Raw genomic sequence first — 19,939 nt, 5'->3', positions numbered from 1 at the left:
CGCTCATCAGGGAGAGGAAGCCGACACCGTGTCATTAGCTTCAGAAGCCGAGGAAGCTGCGCGGGCGTACGCCGACTGGCAGCACTCCGTGGCCGGAGTCCTCGCGAAGTCGCGTCGGATCGACGCCGCGGAACTCGGTCCGGAACCCCAGAAGCTCCTCGAGACCGTGACCTACGACGGTGTCACCGTCGCGCCGCTGTACAGCCCGCGCGACGAGCGTCCGGAGCAGCCCCTGCCCGGCACCTTCCCCTACGTGCGCGGCGCGGACGCCACCCGGGACGTGAACGCGGGCTGGCTGGTCAGCGCCCGCTTCGGCGAGGGCGCGGACGCGTCGGACGTCAACCGCGCCGTCCTCGACTCCCTGGAGAACGGTGTCAGCGCGCTGTGGCTCGCCGTCGGCGGCGCCGACCTTCCGGTCCGGTCGCTGGAGACGGCGCTCGACGGGGTGCTCCTCGACCTGGCACCGCTCACCCTCGACGCCGGAACGGACGCACCGCTCGCGGCGCAGGCACTGTTCGCGCTGCTCGACGCGCGTGCCGCCGCTGGGGACGGGGTCACCGACCGCACCGCGGTCCGCGTCGACCTCGGGACCGCCCCGCTCACGAGCGCGTTCTCCGGTGCCGCCGACGTGGCACTCGGCGACGCGGTGGCCCTCGCGGCCGAGGCCGCGGCGCGCTCGGAGAGTGTGCGGGCAATCGCCGTGGACGGCACCGCATTTCACAACGCCGGCGCGTCCGACGCCGAGGAACTCGGCGCGGCGATCGCGGCGGGCCTCGAATACCTGCGGGCGCTCACCGAGAGCGGCCTGACCATCGGGCAGGCGCTCGGGCAGCTCGGCTTCCGGTTCTCGGCCACCGACGACCAGTTCCAGACCATCGCCAAGTTCCGGGCGGCGCGGCTGGTGTGGGCGCGGATCGCCCAGGTCTGCGGCGCGTCCGACTTCGGCGGCGCCCCCCAGCACGCGGTCACCTCGGCCGCGATGATGGCGCAACGCGATCCGTGGGTGAACATGCTCCGCACGACGCTCGCCGCGTTCGGTGCCGGCGTCGGCGGCGCGGACGCCGTCACGGTGCTGCCGTTCGACGCCGCACTGCCCGCCGGGGCGCTGGGTGTGTCGAAGACCTTCGCCGCCCGCATCGCCCGCAACACCCAACTGCTGCTGCTCGAGGAATCGCACCTCGGCCGGGTGCTCGACCCGGCGTCCGGGTCGTGGTACGTCGAGGACCTCACCCAGCAGGTGGCGGCCAAGGCGTGGGAGTTCTTCCAGCAGATCGAGGCGGCAGGCGGCTACCTCGCCGCGCTCGACGCCGGCCTGATCTCCGAACGCATCGCGGCCACCCGCGCCCAGCGTGAGTCGGACATCGCGCACCGCAAGACCACCGTCACCGGGGTCAACGAGTTCCCGAACCTCGCGGAAGCACCGCTGCCCGCGGGCGCCGCCGAGACCGGCAGCGTCGCCCGGTACGCCGCCGCGTTCGAGGCGTTGCGGGACTGCTCCGACGCCTACCTGGCGGCGCACGGTGCGCGACCCGCCGTGTTCCTGGCCCCGCTCGGCCCCGTCGCCGAGCACAACGTGCGGACCACGTTCGCCGCGAACCTGCTGGCGTCGGGCGGCATCGAGGCCCGCAACCCCGGTCCGCTCGCGGTCGGTGACGGCAGCATCGCCGCCGCCGCGAAGGACTCCGGCGCCGGTATCGCGGTGATCTGCGGTACCGATAAGCGGTACGCCGCCGAAGCCACCGCCGCGGTGGAGGAACTGCGCGCGGCCGGTGTCGGCACCGTGCTGCTCGCCGGCCCGGAGAAGGTCGTCGCCGACGCGGACAGCTCCGCCCGGCCCGACGGATTCGTCACCGCCCGTATCGACGCAGTCTCGGTCCTGTCCGGCCTGCTCGACACCATCGAGAGCTCGAGCGACTCCTCGGGCGACACAGGGAGCAAGAAGTGACTACTCGCGAGGTCAAGCACGCGATCGGCAGCTTCGCCGAAGTGCCACTGGAAGATCCGCAGTTTCCGCAGCCGTCCGCCCCCACGCCGGAGCAGACGGAGGAGCTGATCGCGGCCGCCGCGGCCGCGAACCACTACAGCCCGGAACAGGTGGTGTGGTCCACCCCCGAGGGCATCGACGTCAAACCGGTGTTCACCAAGGCCGACCGCGACGCCGCCGAGGCCGAGGGCTACCCGGTGGGCAGTTTCCCGGGCGCCGCACCGTTCCTGCGCGGCCCGTACCCCACCATGTACGTGAACCAGCCGTGGACGATCCGGCAGTACGCGGGCTTCTCCACCGCCGCCGAATCCAACGCCTTCTACCGCCGCAACCTCGCGGCCGGGCAGAAGGGTCTGTCGGTGGCGTTCGACCTGGCGACGCACCGCGGCTACGACTCCGACCATCCGCGGGTGCAGGGTGACGTGGGCATGGCCGGGGTGGCGATCGACTCGATCCTGGACATGCGTCAGCTGTTCGACCACATCCCGCTCGACAGCGTCAGCGTGTCGATGACCATGAACGGTGCGGTGCTGCCGATCCTGGCGCTGTACGTTGTGGCCGCCGAGGAGCAGGGTGTCGCCCCGGAGCAGCTGGCCGGAACCATTCAGAACGACATTCTGAAGGAGTTCATGGTCCGCAACACCTACATCTATCCGCCGAAGCCGTCGATGCGGATCATCTCCGACATCTTCGCGTATACCAGCGCGAAGATGCCGAAGTTCAACTCGATCTCCATCTCCGGGTACCACATCCAGGAGGCCGGGGCCACCGCCGACCTGGAGCTGGCGTACACCCTCGCGGACGGTGTGGAGTACATCCGCGCCGGCCTCGACGCCGGCATGGAGATCGACAAGTTCGCGCCCCGGTTGTCGTTCTTCTGGGCGATCGGCATGAACTTCTTCATGGAGGTCGCGAAGCTGCGGGCGGGTCGCCTGCTGTGGAGTGAACTGGTCGCGAAGTTCGAGCCGAAGTCCGCGAAATCGTTGTCGCTGCGCACCCACTCGCAGACGTCGGGCTGGTCGCTGACCGCGCAGGACGTCTACAACAACGTGGCCCGCACGTGCGTCGAGGCGATGGCGGCGACGCAGGGGCACACCCAGTCGCTGCACACCAACGCGCTCGACGAGGCCCTCGCCCTGCCGACGGACTTCTCCGCCCGCATCGCCCGCAACACCCAGCTGCTGCTGCAGCAGGAGTCGGGGACCGTCCGTCCCATCGACCCCTGGGGCGGATCGCACTACGTCGAGTGGCTCACCCACCAGCTGGCCAACCGGGCCCGCGCGCACATCGCCGAGGTCGAAGAGGCCGGCGGCATGGCGCAGGCGATCAGCGAGGGCATCCCGAAGCTGCGCATCGAGGAGGCCGCGGCCCGCACGCAGGCCCGCATCGACTCCGGCAGGCAGCCGCTGGTCGGCGTCAACAAGTACGTGCCGGACGAGGCCGACGAGATCGAGGTCCTCAAGGTCGAGAACTCGCGGGTCCGCAAGGAGCAGCTCGAGAAGCTGGACCGGCTGCGCGCCGACCGCGACTCGGACGCCGTCGAGGCGGCGCTCGCCGAGTTGAGCCGCGCCGCGGCCACCACCGAGGCCGGGGCGAGCGAAGCGACAGGTCATGTCTCGATGGAGAACAACCTGCTGGCCCTGGCGATCGACGCGGCCCGCGCGAAGGCGACGGTCGGGGAGATCTCCGAGGCGCTCGAGAAGGTGTACGGGCGTCACCAGGCCGAGATCCGGACCATCAGCGGGGTGTACCGGGACGAGGCCGGAAAGGTCGACAACATCAGCAAGGCAACGGAACTCGTCGAGAAGTTCGCGGAGGAGGAGGGTCGGCGTCCCCGTGTCCTCATCGCCAAGATGGGGCAGGACGGCCACGACCGCGGGCAGAAGGTGATCGCCACGGCCTTCGCGGACATCGGATTCGACGTGGACGTGGGACCGCTGTTCCAGACCCCGGAAGAGGTCGCCAACCAGGCGGCCGACAACGACGTCCACGTCGTCGGTGTGTCGTCGTTGGCTGCAGGCCACCTCACGCTGGTGCCTGCGCTCCGGGAAGCCCTCGCGGCGGTGGGACGTCCCGACATCATGATCGTGGTCGGCGGCGTCATCCCGCCCGGCGACTTCGCCGAACTGTACGAGGCGGGTGCCGCCGCGATCTTCCCGCCCGGGACGGTCATCGCGGACGCAGCCAGCGGTCTGCTCGAGAAGCTGGCCGCGCAGCTCGGCCACGACCTGACGGGCACCCCGGAATAGCATGGGGCGCCCTCCAGTCGACATCGATGCCCTCGCCCAGGCCGTGCGCGCCAATCAGCGCGCCGGCCTGGCGAAGGCCATCACCCTGGTCGAGTCCACCCGGACCGATCACCGTGAGGCGGCGCAGCGGCTGCTGCTCGAGTTGCTGCCGGAGTCGGGGAAGGCACACCGGGTGGGTATCACCGGTGTGCCCGGCGTCGGGAAGTCCACGTTCATCGACGCGCTCGGGATGCACCTGATCGGCAAGGGGCACCGGGTGGCGGTCCTGGCCGTCGACCCGTCGTCGACGCGCACGGGCGGGTCGATCCTCGGTGACAAGACGCGGATGGCGCGACTGACCGTCGAGAAGGACGCCTACATCCGGCCGTCGCCGACGTCGGGCACCCTCGGCGGGGTCGCGAAGGCGACCCGCGAGACGATCGTGCTGCTCGAGGCCGCCGGATTCGACGTGATCCTCGTCGAGACGGTGGGTGTCGGGCAGTCCGAGGTGACGGTCGCGAACATGGTGGACTGCTTCTGCTTCCTCACCCTGGCCCGCACCGGCGACCAGTTGCAGGGCATCAAGAAGGGTGTCCTCGAACTCGCCGACCTCGTCGCCGTGAACAAGGCGGACGGCAAGCACGAGCGGGAGGCGAAGGGCGCCGCCCGGGAACTCGCGGGTGCGCTGCGGCTGATCTACCCGCACGACGCCGTCTGGACGCCGCCGGTGATCACGATGAGCGGCCTCGAGGGCGTCGGTCTCGAGGACTTCTGGGACACCGTCTGCCGGCATCGTGAGGTGCTGACCGCGGCCGGGCAGTTCGAGGAGAACCGGCGCCGCCAGCAGGTGGACTGGACGTGGACGATGGTCCACGATCAGCTGCTGCGACGGCTCGCGTCCAACACCCGGGTCAAGGCGATCCGCGGCGAGGTCGAACAGCGGGTGCGGGACGGTTCCCTGACGGCGGCGCTGGCCGCCGCCGAGATCCTCGACGCGTTCGACGGCCCGGACGCGTCAGCCGACTGATTTCGCGAAGCGCCCGACCCGGTCGACGAGATCGTCGAAGAACGCGGCCGGGTCGGTGCGCACCGCGATGTCGACGTTGGGTTCCCGGTTCCAGTGCCCCACCCAGTCGGCGACCGTGGTGCCCCGGGTGAGCCGGCCGTGCAGTTCGACGTCGACGGTGGCCGGACGGGTCCTTGTGATCGCCGGGTTCAACGCCACCGCCGCCGCGAACGGGTCGTGCATGTGCGCCAGGAAACCCTGGTCGTGGGTGCGGTGAAAGTCCATGTAGAAGCGGATGGCGTCGGACAGGTGCCGGATCACCGGGTTGGACGCGGTCGAGCGCACCTGCGGCCCGTCGTCGGGGGAGATGATCTCGGCGGGTGTGCTGCCCGCCGCCTCCGCCAGCCGCCGGACGTGGTCCGGTGTCATCTCGATCGTTTCGGTGACGTCCAGCCCGCACAGGATCGGGCGCCTGCCCGCCGGCAGCCCGGAGAACGCGTCGAACACCTCCTTGGCGGCCTCCGGATCCACCGACACGTTCCATTCGCTGGTGGGGGTGGTGTTGCCGGGGTGGTTGAACGCCCCGCCCATCACGACCAGGCGCCGCAGCAACCGGGGCAGCGCGGGTTCCTCGCGGATCGCGAGGGCCAGGTTCGTCAGCGGCCCCGTCACCAGCCCGGTCAGCTCGCCGGGGTGGGCGCGGACCAGGTCGACCCACAGGGCGGTGGCGTCCCGCTCCGACAGCGACCGCCCGGACGGGGGGAGGACGGCGTACCCGATGCCCTGGGGCCCGTGCGTGTCCTCGGTGGTGCGCAGCGGGCAGTCCAGCGGCACCCGGGCGCCGAGCGCCACCTCGATGTCGGGTGCGCCGCACAGGGCGAGCCAGTTCAGGTTGTTCGCCGCGACCTGCTCGACGGGCACGTTGCCGGCGGTGCTGGCGATGCCGGCGATCTCGGCCTCCGGGCTGGCCAGCAGGTACAGCAGGGCGAGGGAGTCGTCGATGCCGGTGTCGACGTCCACGATCAGCCGGTGGGCCGGGGCGCTCATGCGACGCGCACCGCGGGACGGTGCCGGACCGGGAAGTTGACCGACCGGGCGATGAAACACTTCTCGTGTGCGCGGGTGTGCAGCTGTTCGGCGCGCGCGGCCATCGACCCGTCGGCGACGGTCACGACGGGCGCCAGCACGACCTCGGTGAATTCGCCTGCACCGCCAGGGTGTTCGGACATGGTCCCGGTCGGCTCGTCGCGGTAGTCGACGACGACCACGCCGGCCGCGGCGGACAGGCCCAGATACCAGAGCATGTGGCACTGCGACAGCGACGCGACCAGCAACTCCTCGGGGTTCCACCGCGTCGGGTCGCCGAGGAACGACGGGTCGGAGCTGCCCTGCATGTCGGGTTTGCCGGGCGCCGACACCACGTGGTCCCGGTCGTAGCCGTCCGGTCGGGTGGTGCCGTCTCCGCGGTTCCCGGTCCAGGTGACCGTCAGCGTGTAGTCGTGTGTGCTCACCCGACCATTCTTCACGGCTGCGCGATGAGTTTCGCCGGCGGGCACGGTCTGCCTACGTAGGGCACGACACGGCGACCGGAGGAGACGGACATGACACGGAACACGGCACCGGACTGGGTCGCAGGGGAGCGGCGCGACCTGGCGTCGATGCTGGCGGGACTGACGCCGGAGCAATGGGACGCGCCGTCGCTGTGCACGGGGTGGCGCAGCCGGGAGGTGATCGCGCACATCACCATGCCGTACCGCCTGTCGACGCCGCGGATCCTGCTGAAGATGGTGAAGGCGCGCGGCAACTTCAACCGGATGTCGGACACGCAGGCCCGCGAGGACGCACGGACCCTGACCGCCGACGCGCTGCTGCACACGCTGGAGGAGAACGTCGCGCACCCGTGGAAGCCGCCGGGCGGCGGCTTCGAGGGGGCACTGTCCCACGACGTCATCCACGGTCTCGACGTGTCGGTGGCGCTCGGCCTGGGCAGGCGGGTCCCGGACGACCGCCTCGACCGGGTCCTCGGCGGCGTCGGCCCGAAGCACGTCAAGTACTTCGGCACCGACCTGACGGGAGTGCAGCTGACCGCGGACGATCACCCCTGGACCTTCGGTGCGGGTGCGCCGCTGCGCGGTTCCGCCCAGGACCTGCTCCTCGTGCTGTGCGGTCGCCGGTTGCCGCCGGGACATCTGAGCGGGGAACCGAGCGCACGGTTCACGGCGATGGGCTGACCCCGGACCAGGAGGGGGCGTCGCCGCCCCAGGGCCGGGCCGGGAACGGGTAGTCGTCGAATTCGGCCAGGGCGGGACGGGCGGTCACCAGGTCGCCGTGCGCGGTGAGGCACCGGGGCCCGGGCACCGCGGGCGGCAGCGGGTCCTCGGATCGGCCGTCCGCGGTCAGCAGCCACGCGCCGGTACGGGCGAGGGACACGTCGACCGAGCGGCCGCGTCCATCGACGTGCGTCGCGGCGAGGGCGTCGACGACGCCGGCGGCGAGCAGATAACCGGTGGCGTGATCGAGTGCCTGCGCGGGCAGCGCGCCCGGGGTGTTATCGCCGCCCTCGATCGTCGCGATCCCCGACGCCGCCTGGACGATGCTGTCGAAGCCGCGGCGGTCCGCCCACGGTCCGGAGCCGCCCCACGCGCACACCCGTCCCCGCACCAGATGGTCGGGGGCGTCGTCGAGCAGCCCGTCCAGCGCGCCCGGACGGTACCCGGTGACGACGACATCGGCCTCGGCGAGCAGGCTGTGCCACACAAGCTTGCCGTCCGCGGACCGCACATCGAGCAGCGCGGTCCGCTTGCCCTGCCCGGTGTCGAGGTGCTGCACGACGATCTCGGGAATCGACGGCGGATCGATCCGCAGCACGTCGGCGCCGAGCAGCGCCAGCGTGCGGGTGGCGACGGGGCCGGCGATCACCCGGGTCAGGTCGAGGACCTTCACCCCCGCCAACGGCCCCCGGTCGGGTTCCCGGTGAGAGCGGTGCTGTGTTCGCGGACGGCAGCTCTCGGCGTGCACGACGGTGGACACGAGGTCGCCGGACGCCGCGGCCGCACCCTGCGCGCTCGCCGCCCACTCCGCCGCGGTCCGCACGCGCACGGCGACGGCCTGCGCCACGGCGGCACGGTCCTCGACGTCGGCGGCGGTCAGGCGCCCGATCCGGGCGGCCACCGCGTCGCGGCCGGCGTCGTCCGAGAGGTCGAGTGCCGCCAGCAGTCTCGTGCGGTGATGCGGGTAGTTGGCGTGGGTCCGCACCCAGCCGTCCGACGCCGCAAAAAACCCCGACAGCTCCGCGAAACCGGACACCGGGGCCCCCGAGACCCGCAGCAGCCGGTCGCTCGCGAACGAGGCGGCGATCCGCTCGGGATCGAGCCGCCGCGACCGGGGGTCACGGCCGTGCGCGCTGTCGAACCGGTCGACGGCGCCGGTGAGCGCCGCCACCGAACCCGCCGCCAACGAGAGCACGGGGAGGCGGGCCGCCAGGTAGTCGCCGGGGTCGCCGTAGTCGATCACGGTGGGGATCATCCGGGCACCGGCACCGTCATGTCCGCGCCGTCGATGGTGGCGGCCGGCAGTGCGGTCTGCGTGACGATCTCGGCACAGTCGCGGTCGTAACCCGTGAGAGTCATGGGCTCACGGTAGCGAGCAACCGGTTGCACCGGTCGCGCAACGCGGCACGAAGCGGTGCGGCGCGGTCGGCCAGCGCCGACTGCTCCCGGACGTACTCGGCGCGGCCGTGCGGGGTCTCGATCGGGATCGGGGTGTACCCGTAGGCGGTGAGGTCGTACGGGCTGGCCCGCATGTCGAGTTCCCGTGCGGCGAGCGCCAGCTCGAAGCAGTCGACGGTCAGGTCCGAGTCGATCATCGGCGCCAGCTTGTAGCAGAACTTGTACAAATCCATGGACGCGTGCAGGCACCCGGGCTGTTCCCGCCCGAGCTGGTCGTCGCGGGTCAACGGCTCACTGTTCCGCGGTTCGGCGGCGGGGGTGAAGAACCGAAACGCGTCGTAATGGGTGCACCGCAGGTTCAGCGACTCCACGACGGAGTCGGTGCCGCCCGGCCCGAGCCGCAGCGGGACGCTGCCGTGCCGAACCTCGTCCGATCGGTAGACCATCGCCCACTCGTGCAGCCCGAAGCAGGCCAGGTGGGTGGGACGCCCGGCGGTCGCCTCCATCAGTCGTGCGGTGAAGGCGACCGTGTCCGAGCGGCGCTGCAGGAATTCCGGGTCGACGGTGACGCCGGCGTCGGTGCGGTGATACCCGCGGAGTTCGGCGTACTCCTGCCCGCCGGCGAGGACCGTTCCCCACCCGGGGTGCCAGCGCAGCAGCTGATTCGGCCGATAGCTGTAATAGGTGAAGAGGAAGTCGATCACCGGGTGGGTCTCGCCGCGTTCCCGGCGCTCCAGGTGCGGTCCGATCAGCGCGGACACCCTCGCCCGGTGCCGGTCGCGGCGAGGGATCCACTCCGACGCATCCAGAACGTCCATCCGATCAGCTCGTTCGCTGTCCCGGATTGACGCCGTTGACGCGGTGGGTGCCGTCGCGGACGGTGCCCACGTATTCCTCGACGAGGTCCTCGAGGGCGACGATGCCGACGATCTGCCCGGACGCGTCCGCCGCCGCCCCCAGGTGCGAGCTGGCGCGCCGCAGACTCGCCAGGGCCTCCGCGAGCGGGGTGGTCGTCGACATGCACGGCAGCGGACGGATGTCCGACCGCGGGATGACGGTGTCGGGTCCGGCCTCCTCGTCGAGGATGTCGTCGAGCACGTCCTTGAGGTGCAGGTACCCGACCAGTGAGCCGTCGTCGGCGCGCACCGGGTACCGGGAGTACCCGGTCTCGACGACGGCCTCCTCGATGGCGCCGAGCCGGGTGCCGCCGTCCGACAGCGGGATGGTCCGGGCCTCGTCGAGCGGGATCATCACCTCGCTGACCGTGCGGTCGGTGGTCTCCAGCGCCTGGGTGAGCCGACGGTGTTCTTCCGCGTCGATCAGTCCCTCGGACCGGGACTCGCCGATCATCTCGGACAGTTCCACCGCCGACACGGTGACGTCGAGTTCGTCCTTCGGCTCCACCCGCAGCAACCGCAGCGTCAGGTTGGCGCACAGGTTGTAGAAGGAGATCAGCGGGCGGGCCAGCTTGATGAACAGCAGGTGCAACGGGACCAGCAGCATGGCCGTCCGCTCCGGGCCCGCGAGCGCGATGTTCTTCGGCACCATTTCACCCAGCAGGATGTGCAGCACCACGACCAGCGCCAGCGAGATCGTGAACGCCACCGGGTGCAGCAGCCCGGCGGGCAGGCCGACCGCGTGGAGCGGGACCTCGAGGAGATGCGCGATCGCCGGTTCGGCGACCTTGCCGAGCAGGATCGAGCAGATGGTGATGCCGAGCTGCGCGGCCGCGAGCATCAGCGACAGGTTCTCGCCCGCCGTGATCACGGTGCGGGCGCGTTTCTTGCCCTGCGACTCGAGGGCCTCGAGCCGGTCGCGGCGGGCCGAGATCAGCGCGAACTCGGCGCCGACGAAGAAGGCGTTGCCTCCCAGCAGCACGAAGGTGAGCAGCACACCGAAAAGGTCACTCATCGTCGTCCTCCTCGCTGTCGGTGTCGCCGGTCTCGTCGGGCTTGGGGGTGAGCAGCACCCGGTCGATGCGCCGGCCGTCCATGTGGGTGACGGTGGCGACCCACCGGCCGCCGGGGTCGTGCGCGCCCTCGGGCAGTGGCAGTTCCACCTCGTCGCCCTCGTCGGGTATCCGCCCGAGTTCGGTGAGGACGAGTCCGCCGAGGGTTTCGTACTCACCCTCGGGCGCGGTGTAGCCGGTGGTGTCGGAGACCTCGTCCACCCGGAGGAGCCCGGAGCAGGACCAGCCGTCACCGACCCGCTGGACGTCGATCTCGGATTCGTCGTGCTCGTCGCGGACGTCGCCGACGATCTCCTCGATCAGGTCCTCCATGGTGACCATCCCGGCGGTGCCGCCGTATTCGTCGACGACGAACGCGACCTGCATGCCGTCGGACCGGATCCGCTCCATCAGGGCGTCACCGTCCAGGCTGGAGGGCACCACCGGGACCTTCTGGGCCAGCGAGTTGAGGCGGGCGGTGCGCCGACGGTGGGCGGGCACCGCGAACGCATGCTTGATGTGGACGACGCCGACGGCGTCGTCCAAGTCCCCGTCGACGACGGGGAAGCGGGAGAACCCGGTGCGGGAGGCGGTGTCGATCAGGTCGGCGACCGTGTCCGTGGTGGACAGGGTCTCGATCTTCACGCGCGGGGTCATCAGTTCCTCCGCGGTGCGTTCCCCGAACCGCAACGATCGGTTCACCAGCAGCGCCGTGCCCTTGTCGATGGCGCCGCGCTGCGCGGACGTCCGCACGAGCGATCCCAGCTCCTGCGGGGACCGCGCCGACCGCAGCTCCTCGGCCGGTTCGATGCCGAGGCGTCGCACCAGCCAGTTCGCGGATCCGTTGAGCCCGTTGATGGCCCACTTGAAGATGAGCGAGAACGCCGCCTGCATGCCGGCCGTCGCGCGTGCCGTGGGCAGGGGGTGGGCGATGGCGAGGTTCTTCGGCACGAGCTCGCCGAACACCATCGAGAAGGAGGTCGCGAGGACGAGGGCGATCACCAACGACGTTGCCGCGGCAGCGGATTCGCTGAACCCGATCGCGGACAGCACCGGGGTGATGAACCGGGCGAGGACCGGCTCGGACAGGTATCCGGTGATCAGCGTGGTGATGGTGATGCCGAGCTGCGCCCCGGACAGCTGGAAGGACAGCGTGCGGTGGGCGTGCTGCACTTGCCGGGCCCGGCGGTCACCGTCGCGGGCGTGCGAGTCGACGGTGCTGCGTTCGAGGGCGGTGAGGGAGAACTCGGCCGCCACGAACAACGCGGTACCCGCGGTCAGGGCGAGAAAGCCGAGCAGGGCGAGAATGCTGAGCGCGATCTCCATGTGTCATCGCCGCCGAGCTGAGGAACGGGGGTCGCCGGGTTTGTCACCCGGCTCGCTAGAGGAGCCCTCCGAACCGGCGGAATCGGAGTCCGATTCCACGGAGCAGGAGGCCACGGCACTCCCGGAGACGGCGGGTGGGGCGCTTGCTTCGTGTGTGGGTGCCGCGGGCACCGGAGTCCTCTCGTTCGGCCTCGACGGCCCGGACGGGTCCGGCGCCGAGAACTGGTGTGGTTGAGCGACCCATGATACCGGTGGATGTCCGGTTCCGTGGAACAGGACACCCACCGGCGCATCAGGAAGCGGTCGTCACCAGCCGGCCGGCAGCGGGCGGCCCTCGGCGAACCCGGCGGCGGACTGCACACCGAGAACGGCACGCTCGTGCAGTTCGGCGAGCGTCCGCGCGCCCGCGTACGTGCAGGTGCTGCGCACACCCGAACAGATGTGGTCGATCAGGTCCTCGACGCCGGGGCGTTCCGGGTCCAGGCGCATCCGGGAACTCGAAATACCCTCCTCGAACAGGCCTTTCCTGGCCCGGTCGAACGCGGTGTCCGTGGCGGTGCGCGCCGCGACCGCACGCTTGGAGGCCATGCCGAAGCTTTCCTTGTACGCGTTGCCGGACTGGTCCACCCGCAGGTCGCCGGGGGACTCGTAGGTGCCCGCGAACCACGACCCGATCATCACGTTCGACGCGCCGGCGGCGAGGGCGAGGGCGACGTCGCGGGGGTGACGGACGCCTCCGTCGGCCCACACGTGCGCGCCCATCGCGCGGGCCTGCGTGGCGCATTCCTCGACGGCGGAGAACTGCGGCCTGCCCACCCCGGTCATCATCCGGGTGGTGCACATCGCGCCCGGTCCGACCCCGACCTTCACGATGTCGGCGCCCGCGTCGATCAGGTCCCGGGTGCCGGCGGCGGACACGACGTTGCCGGCGACCAGCGGGACACCGAGGTCGGCCTTCTTCAGTGCGCCGAGGACGTCGATCATCTTCTGCTGGTGGCCGTGCGCGGTGTCGACGACCAGCAGGTCGGCCCCCGCGTCCACGAGGGCGCGGGCCTTCGCGGCGACGTCGCCGTTGACGCCGACGGCCGCGGCGACCCGCAGCTTCCCGTTGCCGTCGACGGCGGGCTGGTAGATGCCGTCCCGGATGGCGCCGGTGCGGGTGAGGACCCCGGCGAGGGTGCCGTCGGGGTGGACGATCACGGCGAGGGAGTCGTGTTTGCCCTCGAGGAGTTCGAACACCTCCCGCGGCGACGCGGAGTCGGGGGCGGTGACGAAGTCGGTGAGCGCCACCGAGCGCAGTCGCGCGAACCGGTCGACGTCCGTGCAGGAGCCCTCGGTGACGACGCCGACGGGGCGGTCGTTCTCGACGACGACCACGGCGCCGTGCGCCCGCTTCGGCAGCAGCGCCAGGGCGTCGGAGACGGCGGCGTCGGGGCCGAGCGTGACCGGGGTGTCGGCGACCAGGTGCCTGCTCTTGACGAACGACACGGTCTCCGCGACGGCGGGTGCCGGAAGGTCCTGGGGGAGAACGACCAGACCGCCGCGGCGGGCGACCGTTTCCGCCATGCGCCGTCCCGAGACCGCCGTCATGTTGGCGACGACGATCGGAATGGTGGTGCCCGACCCGTCCGAGGTGGCCAGGTCGACGTCGAATCGCGAGGTGACCTCGGTGCGGTTCGGCACCAGGAACACGTCGTCGTACGTCAGGTCATAGGGAGGGCGATGCCCGTCGAGGAACTGCACATGTCAGGACGATACCGGGGAAGTTGCGGCGGTGTCGGATGTCCGCTGGGCCTGCGACCTGGACAGTCCGATCGTGGCCACCAGCATCACCGCGACCGCGCAGCCGACCACCACCAGTCCGGGGCCCGCCACCCGCAGCCGCTCGTCGAGGACGGTCATGCCGAGGAACACGGCGGCGAGTGGTTCGGCGATGGTCAGCGCGGGCAGCGACGCGGACAGCGGTCCCACCTGGAAGCCACGCTGCTGCAGGTACACCCCGACCAGGCCGGCGGCGACGAGCGCCCACGCCTGCCAGCTGCTCAGCACCGCCCACAGCCCGTGGGGCACGAGTTCGACGACGTATTTGGTGAACGCGACCGCCACCCCGTACAGGATGCCGCCGGCCCCGCCGAGCAGCAGCGCCCGCCATCCGGGGTCGATCTTCGACATCCCCGCGGCGGCCGCGACCGCCACCACGGCGAGGAGGATGCCGAGCGGCACCACCCATTCGCGGAACGGGGCGTCGATGTTGCCCTCGGTGGGGTCGCCGATCACCAGGAACACCGCGAGCGCGACAGCCAGCGCGACGGCGAGGGCCCAGGTGGTGCGGCTGAGCCGGTACCCGGAGAACTTCGCCGACAACGGCAACGCGAACAGCAGCGCGGTCACCAGCAGCGGCTGCACCACGAGCACCGATCCGAGCGCCAACGCCACCGCCTGCATCGCGTACCCGCCGCCGTCCCCGACGAAGCCGGCCCACCAGCGGGGACTGCGCAGCAGGGTGGTCATCAACGCGGCGTCCTCGGGGACCGCGGACGCCGCGCTCTGCTGGGCGACCGACGCGCACGCGAACAGCAACGCCGCGATCAGCGCGCACACGATCGACGCGAACGGCAGGGACATGCCTCTCAGTGTGCCCCGCGGTTGCGGTGTCCGTGCGGAGTTGACGCAGGTCCGGGTTTCCGGCCGCGTCGGGCACCCGCCCGTGGTGCTCCGCCGTCCCCGGGGCGGCCGCGGCGGGCCGGGCGACCCCCGGTGTCGTGCGCCTGCCTGCCCTTCTTCGGGGTGTCCTGCGCCGGTGCCCGGGTATCGGGCGCGGGGACCGCCTTCCCGGTGGGGCGGCGGGCGCCGGTGATCTCGGCCAGCACCGTGTCGCCGGGCCGCACCCGCACGCCGTCCACCTCGATCCCGGCCTTGCGGGTCAGCTTCTCCACCTCGGCGCGCTCGTCCTCGGTGACGAGGGTGACCACCACGCCGGACTCGCCGGCGCGGGCGGTGCGGCCCGCGCGGTGCAGGTAGTCCTTGGGGTCGGCCGGGGGGTCGACGTGGACGACGAGCGAGATGTCGTCGACGTGGATGCCGCGGGCCGCCACGTCGGTGGCGACCAGGACCGGGGTGGTGCCGTCGGCGAACGATTCGAGGGTGCGGGTGCGGTTGTTCTGCGCCTTGCCGCCGTGCAGGGCGCCCGCGGAGATGCCCGCCTCGTGGAGTTGCTGCGCGAGCCGGTCCACTCCGTACTTGGTGCGCACGAACATGAGGGTCCGCCCCGCACGTGAACCGATATGTGCCACAACGGATCTCTTGTCGGCCCAGTCGACGAACAGCAGGTGGTGGCGCATGGTGCTCACCGACGCGGTGACCGGCGCCGTCGAGTGGGTGACCGGGTCCCGCAGGTACCGGCGGACGAGGGTGTCGACCTCCCCGTCGAGGGTCGCCGAGAACAGCAGCCGCTGACCATGCGCCGGGGTCTTGTCGAGGATCGTCGTGACCTGCGGCATGAACCCCAGGTCGGCCATGTGGTCGGCCTCGTCGAGCGTCAGTACGGTCACGTCGTCCAGGGACACCGACCCCTGCGCCACGTGATCGGCGAGGCGTCCCGGCGTCGCGATCAGCAGGTCGACCCCCCGCGACAGGATCTCGACCTGACGTTTGATGGGAATCCCGCCGACGACGTTCGCCACCCGCAATCCCACGGACAGGGCCGGCTCGTCCAGCGCCCGCTCGATCTGCAACGCCAGTTCACGGGTGGGCACCAGCACGATGCCGCGCGGGAAGCCCCGCCTGCTCGCGGCGCCCTTGAGTCGCACGAGCATCGGCAGTCCGAAGGCGAGGGTCTTCCCGGACCCGGTCGGCGCGCGGCCGAGTACGTCGCGGCCCGCGAGGACGTCGGGAATGGTGGCCGCCTGGATCGGGAACGGCGCCCCGATGCCGCTGCGGTCGAGGGCGTGGGTCATCACCGCGGGGAGACCGAGCGCGAGGAACGTCTCACCCACCGGTGCGGGGGAGGAGAACTCGTCGTCGGGCATATCGAGAAGGCTACCGCCTCCGAGAGGGGCCTCCGACGCCTCGGCCGTGACGTACACGCGGTACGTCACGGCCGGGGACGGGCAGTGTGCGAGGCTCAGGCCTGCACTTCGCTGCGGTCACCGCTCCAGAGGGTGTGGAACTTGCCCTCCGCGTCGACCCGCTCGTAGGTGTGGGCGCCGAAGAAGTCGCGCTGCCCCTGCGTCAGGGCCGCGGGCAGCCGCTCCGCGCGCAGGGCGTCGTAGTAGGACAGCGACGACGCGAACGCCGGCACCGGGATCCCCAGCAGGGTGGCGGTGGAGACCACCCGGCGCCAGCTGTCGATGGCCGTCTCGATGGCGTCCCGGAAGTACGGGGCCAGGATGAGGCTCGGCAGCTTCGGGTTCTCGTCGTACGCCTCCTTGATGCGGTTGAGGAACCGGGCCCGGATGATGCAGCCGCCACGCCAGATGGTCGCGAGGTCGGCGGGGTGCAGGTCCCAGTCGTATTCGGCGCTGCCGGCCGCGATCTGGTCGAATCCCTGCGCGTAGGCCACGACCTTCGACGCGTACAGGGCCTGCCGGATGTCCTCGGTGAACTGGGCGGCATCGGTGGGCTTGTCGGCGAGGACGCCGGACGCCAGCCCGACCGCGGCCTTGCGCTGCTCGCGGGACCCGGACAGCGCGCGGGCGAACACGGCCTCGGCGATCCCGGTGACGGGGACACCGAGGTCGAGCGCGGACTTGACGGTCCAGCGGCCGGTGCCCTTCTGCTCGGCGGCGTCGACGATCACGTCGACGAGCGGCTTGCCGGTCTTGGCGTCCTTCTGCCGCAGCACCTCCGCGGTGATCTCGACGAGGTAGCTTTCGAGGTCGCCGCCGTTCCAGTCGGTGAACACGTCGGCGATCTTCCCGGCGTCGTAGCCGAGGGCGGATCCGAGCAGGTTGTACGCCTCGCCGATGAGCTGCATGTCGGCGTACTCGATGCCGTTGTGCACCATCTTCACGAAGTGGCCGGACCCGTCGGGGCCGATGTGCGTGCAGCAGGGGGTGCCGTCGACCTGCGCGGCGATCGACTCGAGCAGCGGTCCGAGGGCCGCGTAGGACTCCTTCGGGCCGCCCGGCATGATCGACGGACCGTTGAGCGCGCCCTCCTCGCCGCCGGAGATGCCGGCGCCGACGAAGTGCAGGCCACGCTCCCGGAGCGACGCCTCGCGGCGGATCGTGTCCGTGTACAGGGCGTTGCCGCCGTCGATGATGATGTCACCGGGCTCCATCGCCGCGGCGAGTTCCTCGATGACGGCGTCGGTGGGGTCGCCGGCCTTGACCATGATCAGCACGCGGCGCGGCTTCTGCAGCGCGCCCACGAACTCCTCGATCGTCTCGGTGCGGACGAAGTCGCCCTCGCTGCCGTGCTCCTCGATGAGGGCGTCGGTCTTGGCGATGCTGCGGTTGTGCAGCGCGACCGTGTGACCGTGCCGGGCGAAGTTGCGGGCGATGTTCGAGCCCATGACGGCCAGTCCCGTGACGCCGATCTGGGCGCGGGCACCCTCAGTGTTGTCGATAGTCATGGATACAGCATTCCCTCTCGCTCGGCGGTAGTGAAATCGGCGGCTACGAAAAGCTCGACCGCCTAAGCCAAACATACGAAGGCCGGCCGTCGCACATGCGACGGCCGGCCTTCTCTCACACTTCGATATTCGGTTGTCGGATCAGCGATCGATCAGCTGCGGCGCTCACGCCGCGGGCCGTCGAAACCGTCGTACGAGCGACGCTCCGTGCGGCTGCGGAACCCGCCACCGGTCGTCGCCGCGGGGCGACGCTCCGACGTGGCCGCGGGGCGGCGATCGTCACGGCGGTCATCCCGGCGATCGTCGCGACGGAACCCGCCTGCCGCACCGCGGTTGTCGCCGAACTCGCGGCGGGGTGCGCTGCGGTCGAAGCTGCGCTCGCCGGTTCCGCGGTGGCTGTCGCCGCGGTCGCCGAAGTCGCGGCGCGGGGCCCGATCCGTGAACGTCCGGTTGTCCCGGTCGCCGCGGTAGCCGCCGCCACGGTTGTCACCGTCGCGCTGGGGACGGTCGCCGCGGTAGCCGCCGGACCGGTTGTCGGTCTGGTCGCGGCGCGGGCCGCGACCCTCGAAGCTGCGACCACCCGACGGACGGTCGCCGAAGCTGCGCTCACCACGGTCGCCGCGGTCGTTGCGATTGCCGCGGTAGCCGCCGCCGTCGTATCCGCCCTCACGGCGGGGTCCGCGGTCACCGAACTTGCGGTCGCCGCCACGCTCACCGCGGGAGTAGGTGTCGCGCACCGGTTCTCCGCTGGGCGCCTTGGCGCCGGTGATGGTGGCCAGCTTCTCCGAGCCGGGGGTGACGGGCACGGCGGTGGCGTCGACACCGGCCATCCCGGTCAGGCGGCGGAACGTGCGCTTCTGGTTGGGCAGCACGATCGCGACGACGGTGCCCTTCTCGCCTGCACGGGCGGTCCGGCCTGCACGGTGCAGGTAGTCCTTGTGGTCGGCGGGCGGATCGACGTGCACGACCAGGTCGATGCCGTCGACGTGGATGCCGCGGGCGGCGACGTCCGTCGCGACGAGCACGGGGGTGCGGCCGTTCTTGAACCGTTCGAGGACCCGGGTGCGCTGGTTCTGCGCCTTGCCGCCGTGCAGCGCCTCGGCGGCGATTCCCACCGCGCGGAGGCGGTCGGTGATGCCCTCGCAGCCGAGCTTGGTGCGGGCGAACATGATCGTGCGGCCGTCGCGGGCGCCGATCTCGGCGAGGACGTTGTCCTTCTGGCCGCGGTCGACGAGCAGCACGTAGTGCTCCATCGTGTCGACGCTGGCGCGACCGTCCTCGGTGGAGTGCTGCACGTGGTCGGGCAGGAACTGGCGGACCAGCGACTGCACCTCACGGTCCAGGGTGGCCGAGAACAGGAGACGCTGGCCGTCGGCCCGGGTTTCCCCGAGGATGGCCCGGACCTCGGGCAGGAAGCCCATGTCGGCCATCTGGTCGGCCTCGTCGAGCGCGGTGATCTCGATGGAGTCGAGGATGCAGGTGCCCTGACGCAGGTGGTCGTTCAGCCGGCCGGGGGTGGCGACGAGGATGTCGACGCCGCGGCGCAGCTGGTCGACCTGCTTGCTGAACGGGGTGCCGCCGACGGCGGGGCGGACGGTCAGTCCCATGGCCCCGGCGTACGAGTTGAGGGAGTCGACCACCTGGAACGCGAGTTCACGGGTGGGAACGAGCACCAGTGCGCGGGGACGCTTGGGTGCGGGCCGGTCCTCGTGCCGGGACAGGCGGGTAAGCATGGGCAGGCCGAATGCGAGGGTCTTGCCCGATCCGGTCTGTGCGCGGCCGAGGACGTTGGTGCCGGCCAGCGCGTCGGGGACGGCCAGCGCCTGGATCGGCGACGGGACGGTGATGGAGTTGCGGGCGAGGGCCTGCACCAGGGGTGCGGGCAGGCCGATCTCGGCGAACGTCACGGTGGCGTTCTGGTCAGGGGTTTCGGTCTCGGTCTGCTCTAGTGGGGCAGACGTCGTCTGGACAGCGTTGGTCACGCAAATACCTCTCCGGGCATAGGGCGCGTCGCGGAGCGGGGGCTGTCATGCAGCACGCACAAAGGGACGAGCCAGGGCACATGTCACCTGGTCAATCCATTCGCGGAAGTGCGGGGAATTGGGCTGTGTGCCGTTTCAGTGTTGATGGGCCGCAGTGGCGACCGTCAACCAGTGTACGCGACGGGGCACCCGGTTATCGAACCCGGCGGGATGTGAGCTGGG

General features: G+C 71.1%; 15 protein-coding genes. 4 read left to right on the top strand and 11 right to left on the bottom strand.

Annotated features, from left to right (window positions below):
• Positions 1–28 precede the first annotated feature (28 nt).
• The 3 genes from mutA to meaB are packed head-to-tail and all read left to right on the top strand — an operon-like array spanning position 29 to position 5,239.
• Positions 29–1,945, top strand: coding sequence for a methylmalonyl-CoA mutase small subunit (gene mutA, locus QM693_RS24285; RefSeq protein WP_283353647.1), 1,917 nt, complete (start codon positions 29–31; stop codon positions 1,943–1,945).
• Positions 1,942–4,233 carry a methylmalonyl-CoA mutase gene (gene scpA, locus QM693_RS24280; protein WP_105418581.1) on the top strand — a complete coding sequence of 764 codons (2,292 nt, stop codon included), beginning with the start codon at positions 1,942–1,944 and terminating at the stop codon, positions 4,231–4,233. The genes mutA and scpA overlap by 4 nt, the downstream gene beginning before the upstream one ends.
• Position 4,234: 1 nt before the next feature.
• On the top strand, positions 4,235–5,239 hold the full coding sequence (meaB, locus tag QM693_RS24275) for a methylmalonyl Co-A mutase-associated GTPase MeaB (RefSeq protein WP_280784534.1): 1,005 nt from the start codon (positions 4,235–4,237) through the stop codon (positions 5,237–5,239).
• Here meaB and QM693_RS24270 read toward each other — a convergent pair.
• Together QM693_RS24270 and QM693_RS24265 are read right to left on the bottom strand one after the other, a co-directional pair.
• On the bottom strand, positions 5,228–6,265 hold the full coding sequence (locus QM693_RS24270; protein WP_283353646.1) for a nucleoside hydrolase: 1,038 nt from the start codon (positions 6,263–6,265) through the stop codon (positions 5,228–5,230). The genes meaB and QM693_RS24270 overlap by 12 nt on opposite strands.
• A complete protein-coding gene (locus QM693_RS24265) occupies positions 6,262–6,729 on the bottom strand; it encodes an OsmC family protein (RefSeq protein WP_283353645.1) in 468 nt (155 codons plus the stop codon). Before QM693_RS24265 ends, QM693_RS24270 begins: the two co-directional genes overlap by 4 nt.
• A 90-nt stretch (positions 6,730–6,819) precedes the next feature.
• On the opposite strand from QM693_RS24265, the gene QM693_RS24260 reads away from it, so the two are divergent.
• The gene (locus QM693_RS24260) at positions 6,820–7,449 is read left to right on the top strand and encodes a maleylpyruvate isomerase family mycothiol-dependent enzyme (protein WP_283353644.1); all 630 of its coding nucleotides are present in this window, start codon (positions 6,820–6,822) and stop codon (positions 7,447–7,449) included.
• On the opposite strand, the gene QM693_RS24255 is transcribed toward QM693_RS24260, so the two are convergent.
• From QM693_RS24255 to QM693_RS24215, 9 genes are all read right to left on the bottom strand, one after another.
• A complete protein-coding gene (locus QM693_RS24255) occupies positions 7,433–8,743 on the bottom strand; it encodes a CoA transferase (protein WP_283353643.1) in 1,311 nt (436 codons plus the stop codon). The two genes, QM693_RS24260 and QM693_RS24255, sit on opposite strands and share 17 nt — an antisense overlap.
• A gap of 100 nt (positions 8,744–8,843) precedes the next feature.
• Complete coding sequence (locus tag QM693_RS24250) at positions 8,844–9,704, bottom strand: 3-methyladenine DNA glycosylase (RefSeq protein WP_283353642.1); 861 nt, start codon at positions 9,702–9,704, stop codon at positions 8,844–8,846.
• A gap of 4 nt (positions 9,705–9,708) precedes the next feature.
• On the bottom strand, positions 9,709–10,797 hold the full coding sequence (locus QM693_RS24245; protein WP_283353641.1) for a hemolysin family protein: 1,089 nt from the start codon (positions 10,795–10,797) through the stop codon (positions 9,709–9,711).
• Positions 10,790–12,160, bottom strand: a complete 1,371-nt coding sequence (locus tag QM693_RS24240) for a hemolysin family protein (protein WP_210460529.1) — start codon at positions 12,158–12,160, stop codon at positions 10,790–10,792. The genes QM693_RS24245 and QM693_RS24240 overlap by 8 nt, the downstream gene beginning before the upstream one ends.
• A 306-nt stretch (positions 12,161–12,466) precedes the next feature.
• Positions 12,467–13,903, bottom strand: a complete 1,437-nt coding sequence (locus QM693_RS24235) for a GuaB1 family IMP dehydrogenase-related protein (RefSeq protein ID WP_009480507.1) — start codon at positions 13,901–13,903, stop codon at positions 12,467–12,469.
• A 3-nt stretch (positions 13,904–13,906) separates the two neighbouring features.
• Positions 13,907–14,785, bottom strand: a complete 879-nt coding sequence (locus tag QM693_RS24230; protein WP_283332382.1) for a DMT family transporter — start codon at positions 14,783–14,785, stop codon at positions 13,907–13,909.
• Between the two features lie 5 nt (positions 14,786–14,790).
• The gene (locus QM693_RS24225) at positions 14,791–16,188 is read right to left on the bottom strand and encodes a DEAD/DEAH box helicase (protein ID WP_283353640.1); all 1,398 of its coding nucleotides are present in this window, start codon (positions 16,186–16,188) and stop codon (positions 14,791–14,793) included.
• Positions 16,189–16,283: 95 nt separating this feature from the next.
• The gene (gene gnd / locus QM693_RS24220; RefSeq protein WP_283332383.1) at positions 16,284–17,735 is read right to left on the bottom strand and encodes an NADP-dependent phosphogluconate dehydrogenase; all 1,452 of its coding nucleotides are present in this window, start codon (positions 17,733–17,735) and stop codon (positions 16,284–16,286) included.
• A 152-nt stretch (positions 17,736–17,887) separates the two neighbouring features.
• Positions 17,888–19,717, bottom strand: a complete 1,830-nt coding sequence (locus QM693_RS24215; protein WP_283353639.1) for a DEAD/DEAH box helicase — start codon at positions 19,715–19,717, stop codon at positions 17,888–17,890.
• Between the last annotated feature and the right edge of the window lie 222 nt (positions 19,718–19,939).

This window comes from Rhodococcus sp. IEGM 1305, from assembly GCF_030058635.1.
GTDB lineage: Bacteria > Actinomycetota > Actinomycetes > Mycobacteriales > Mycobacteriaceae > Rhodococcus_F > Rhodococcus_F opacus_D.
The sequence above is the reverse complement of the archived record's forward strand: the minus strand, read 5'-3'. Positions and strand labels throughout refer to the sequence as shown.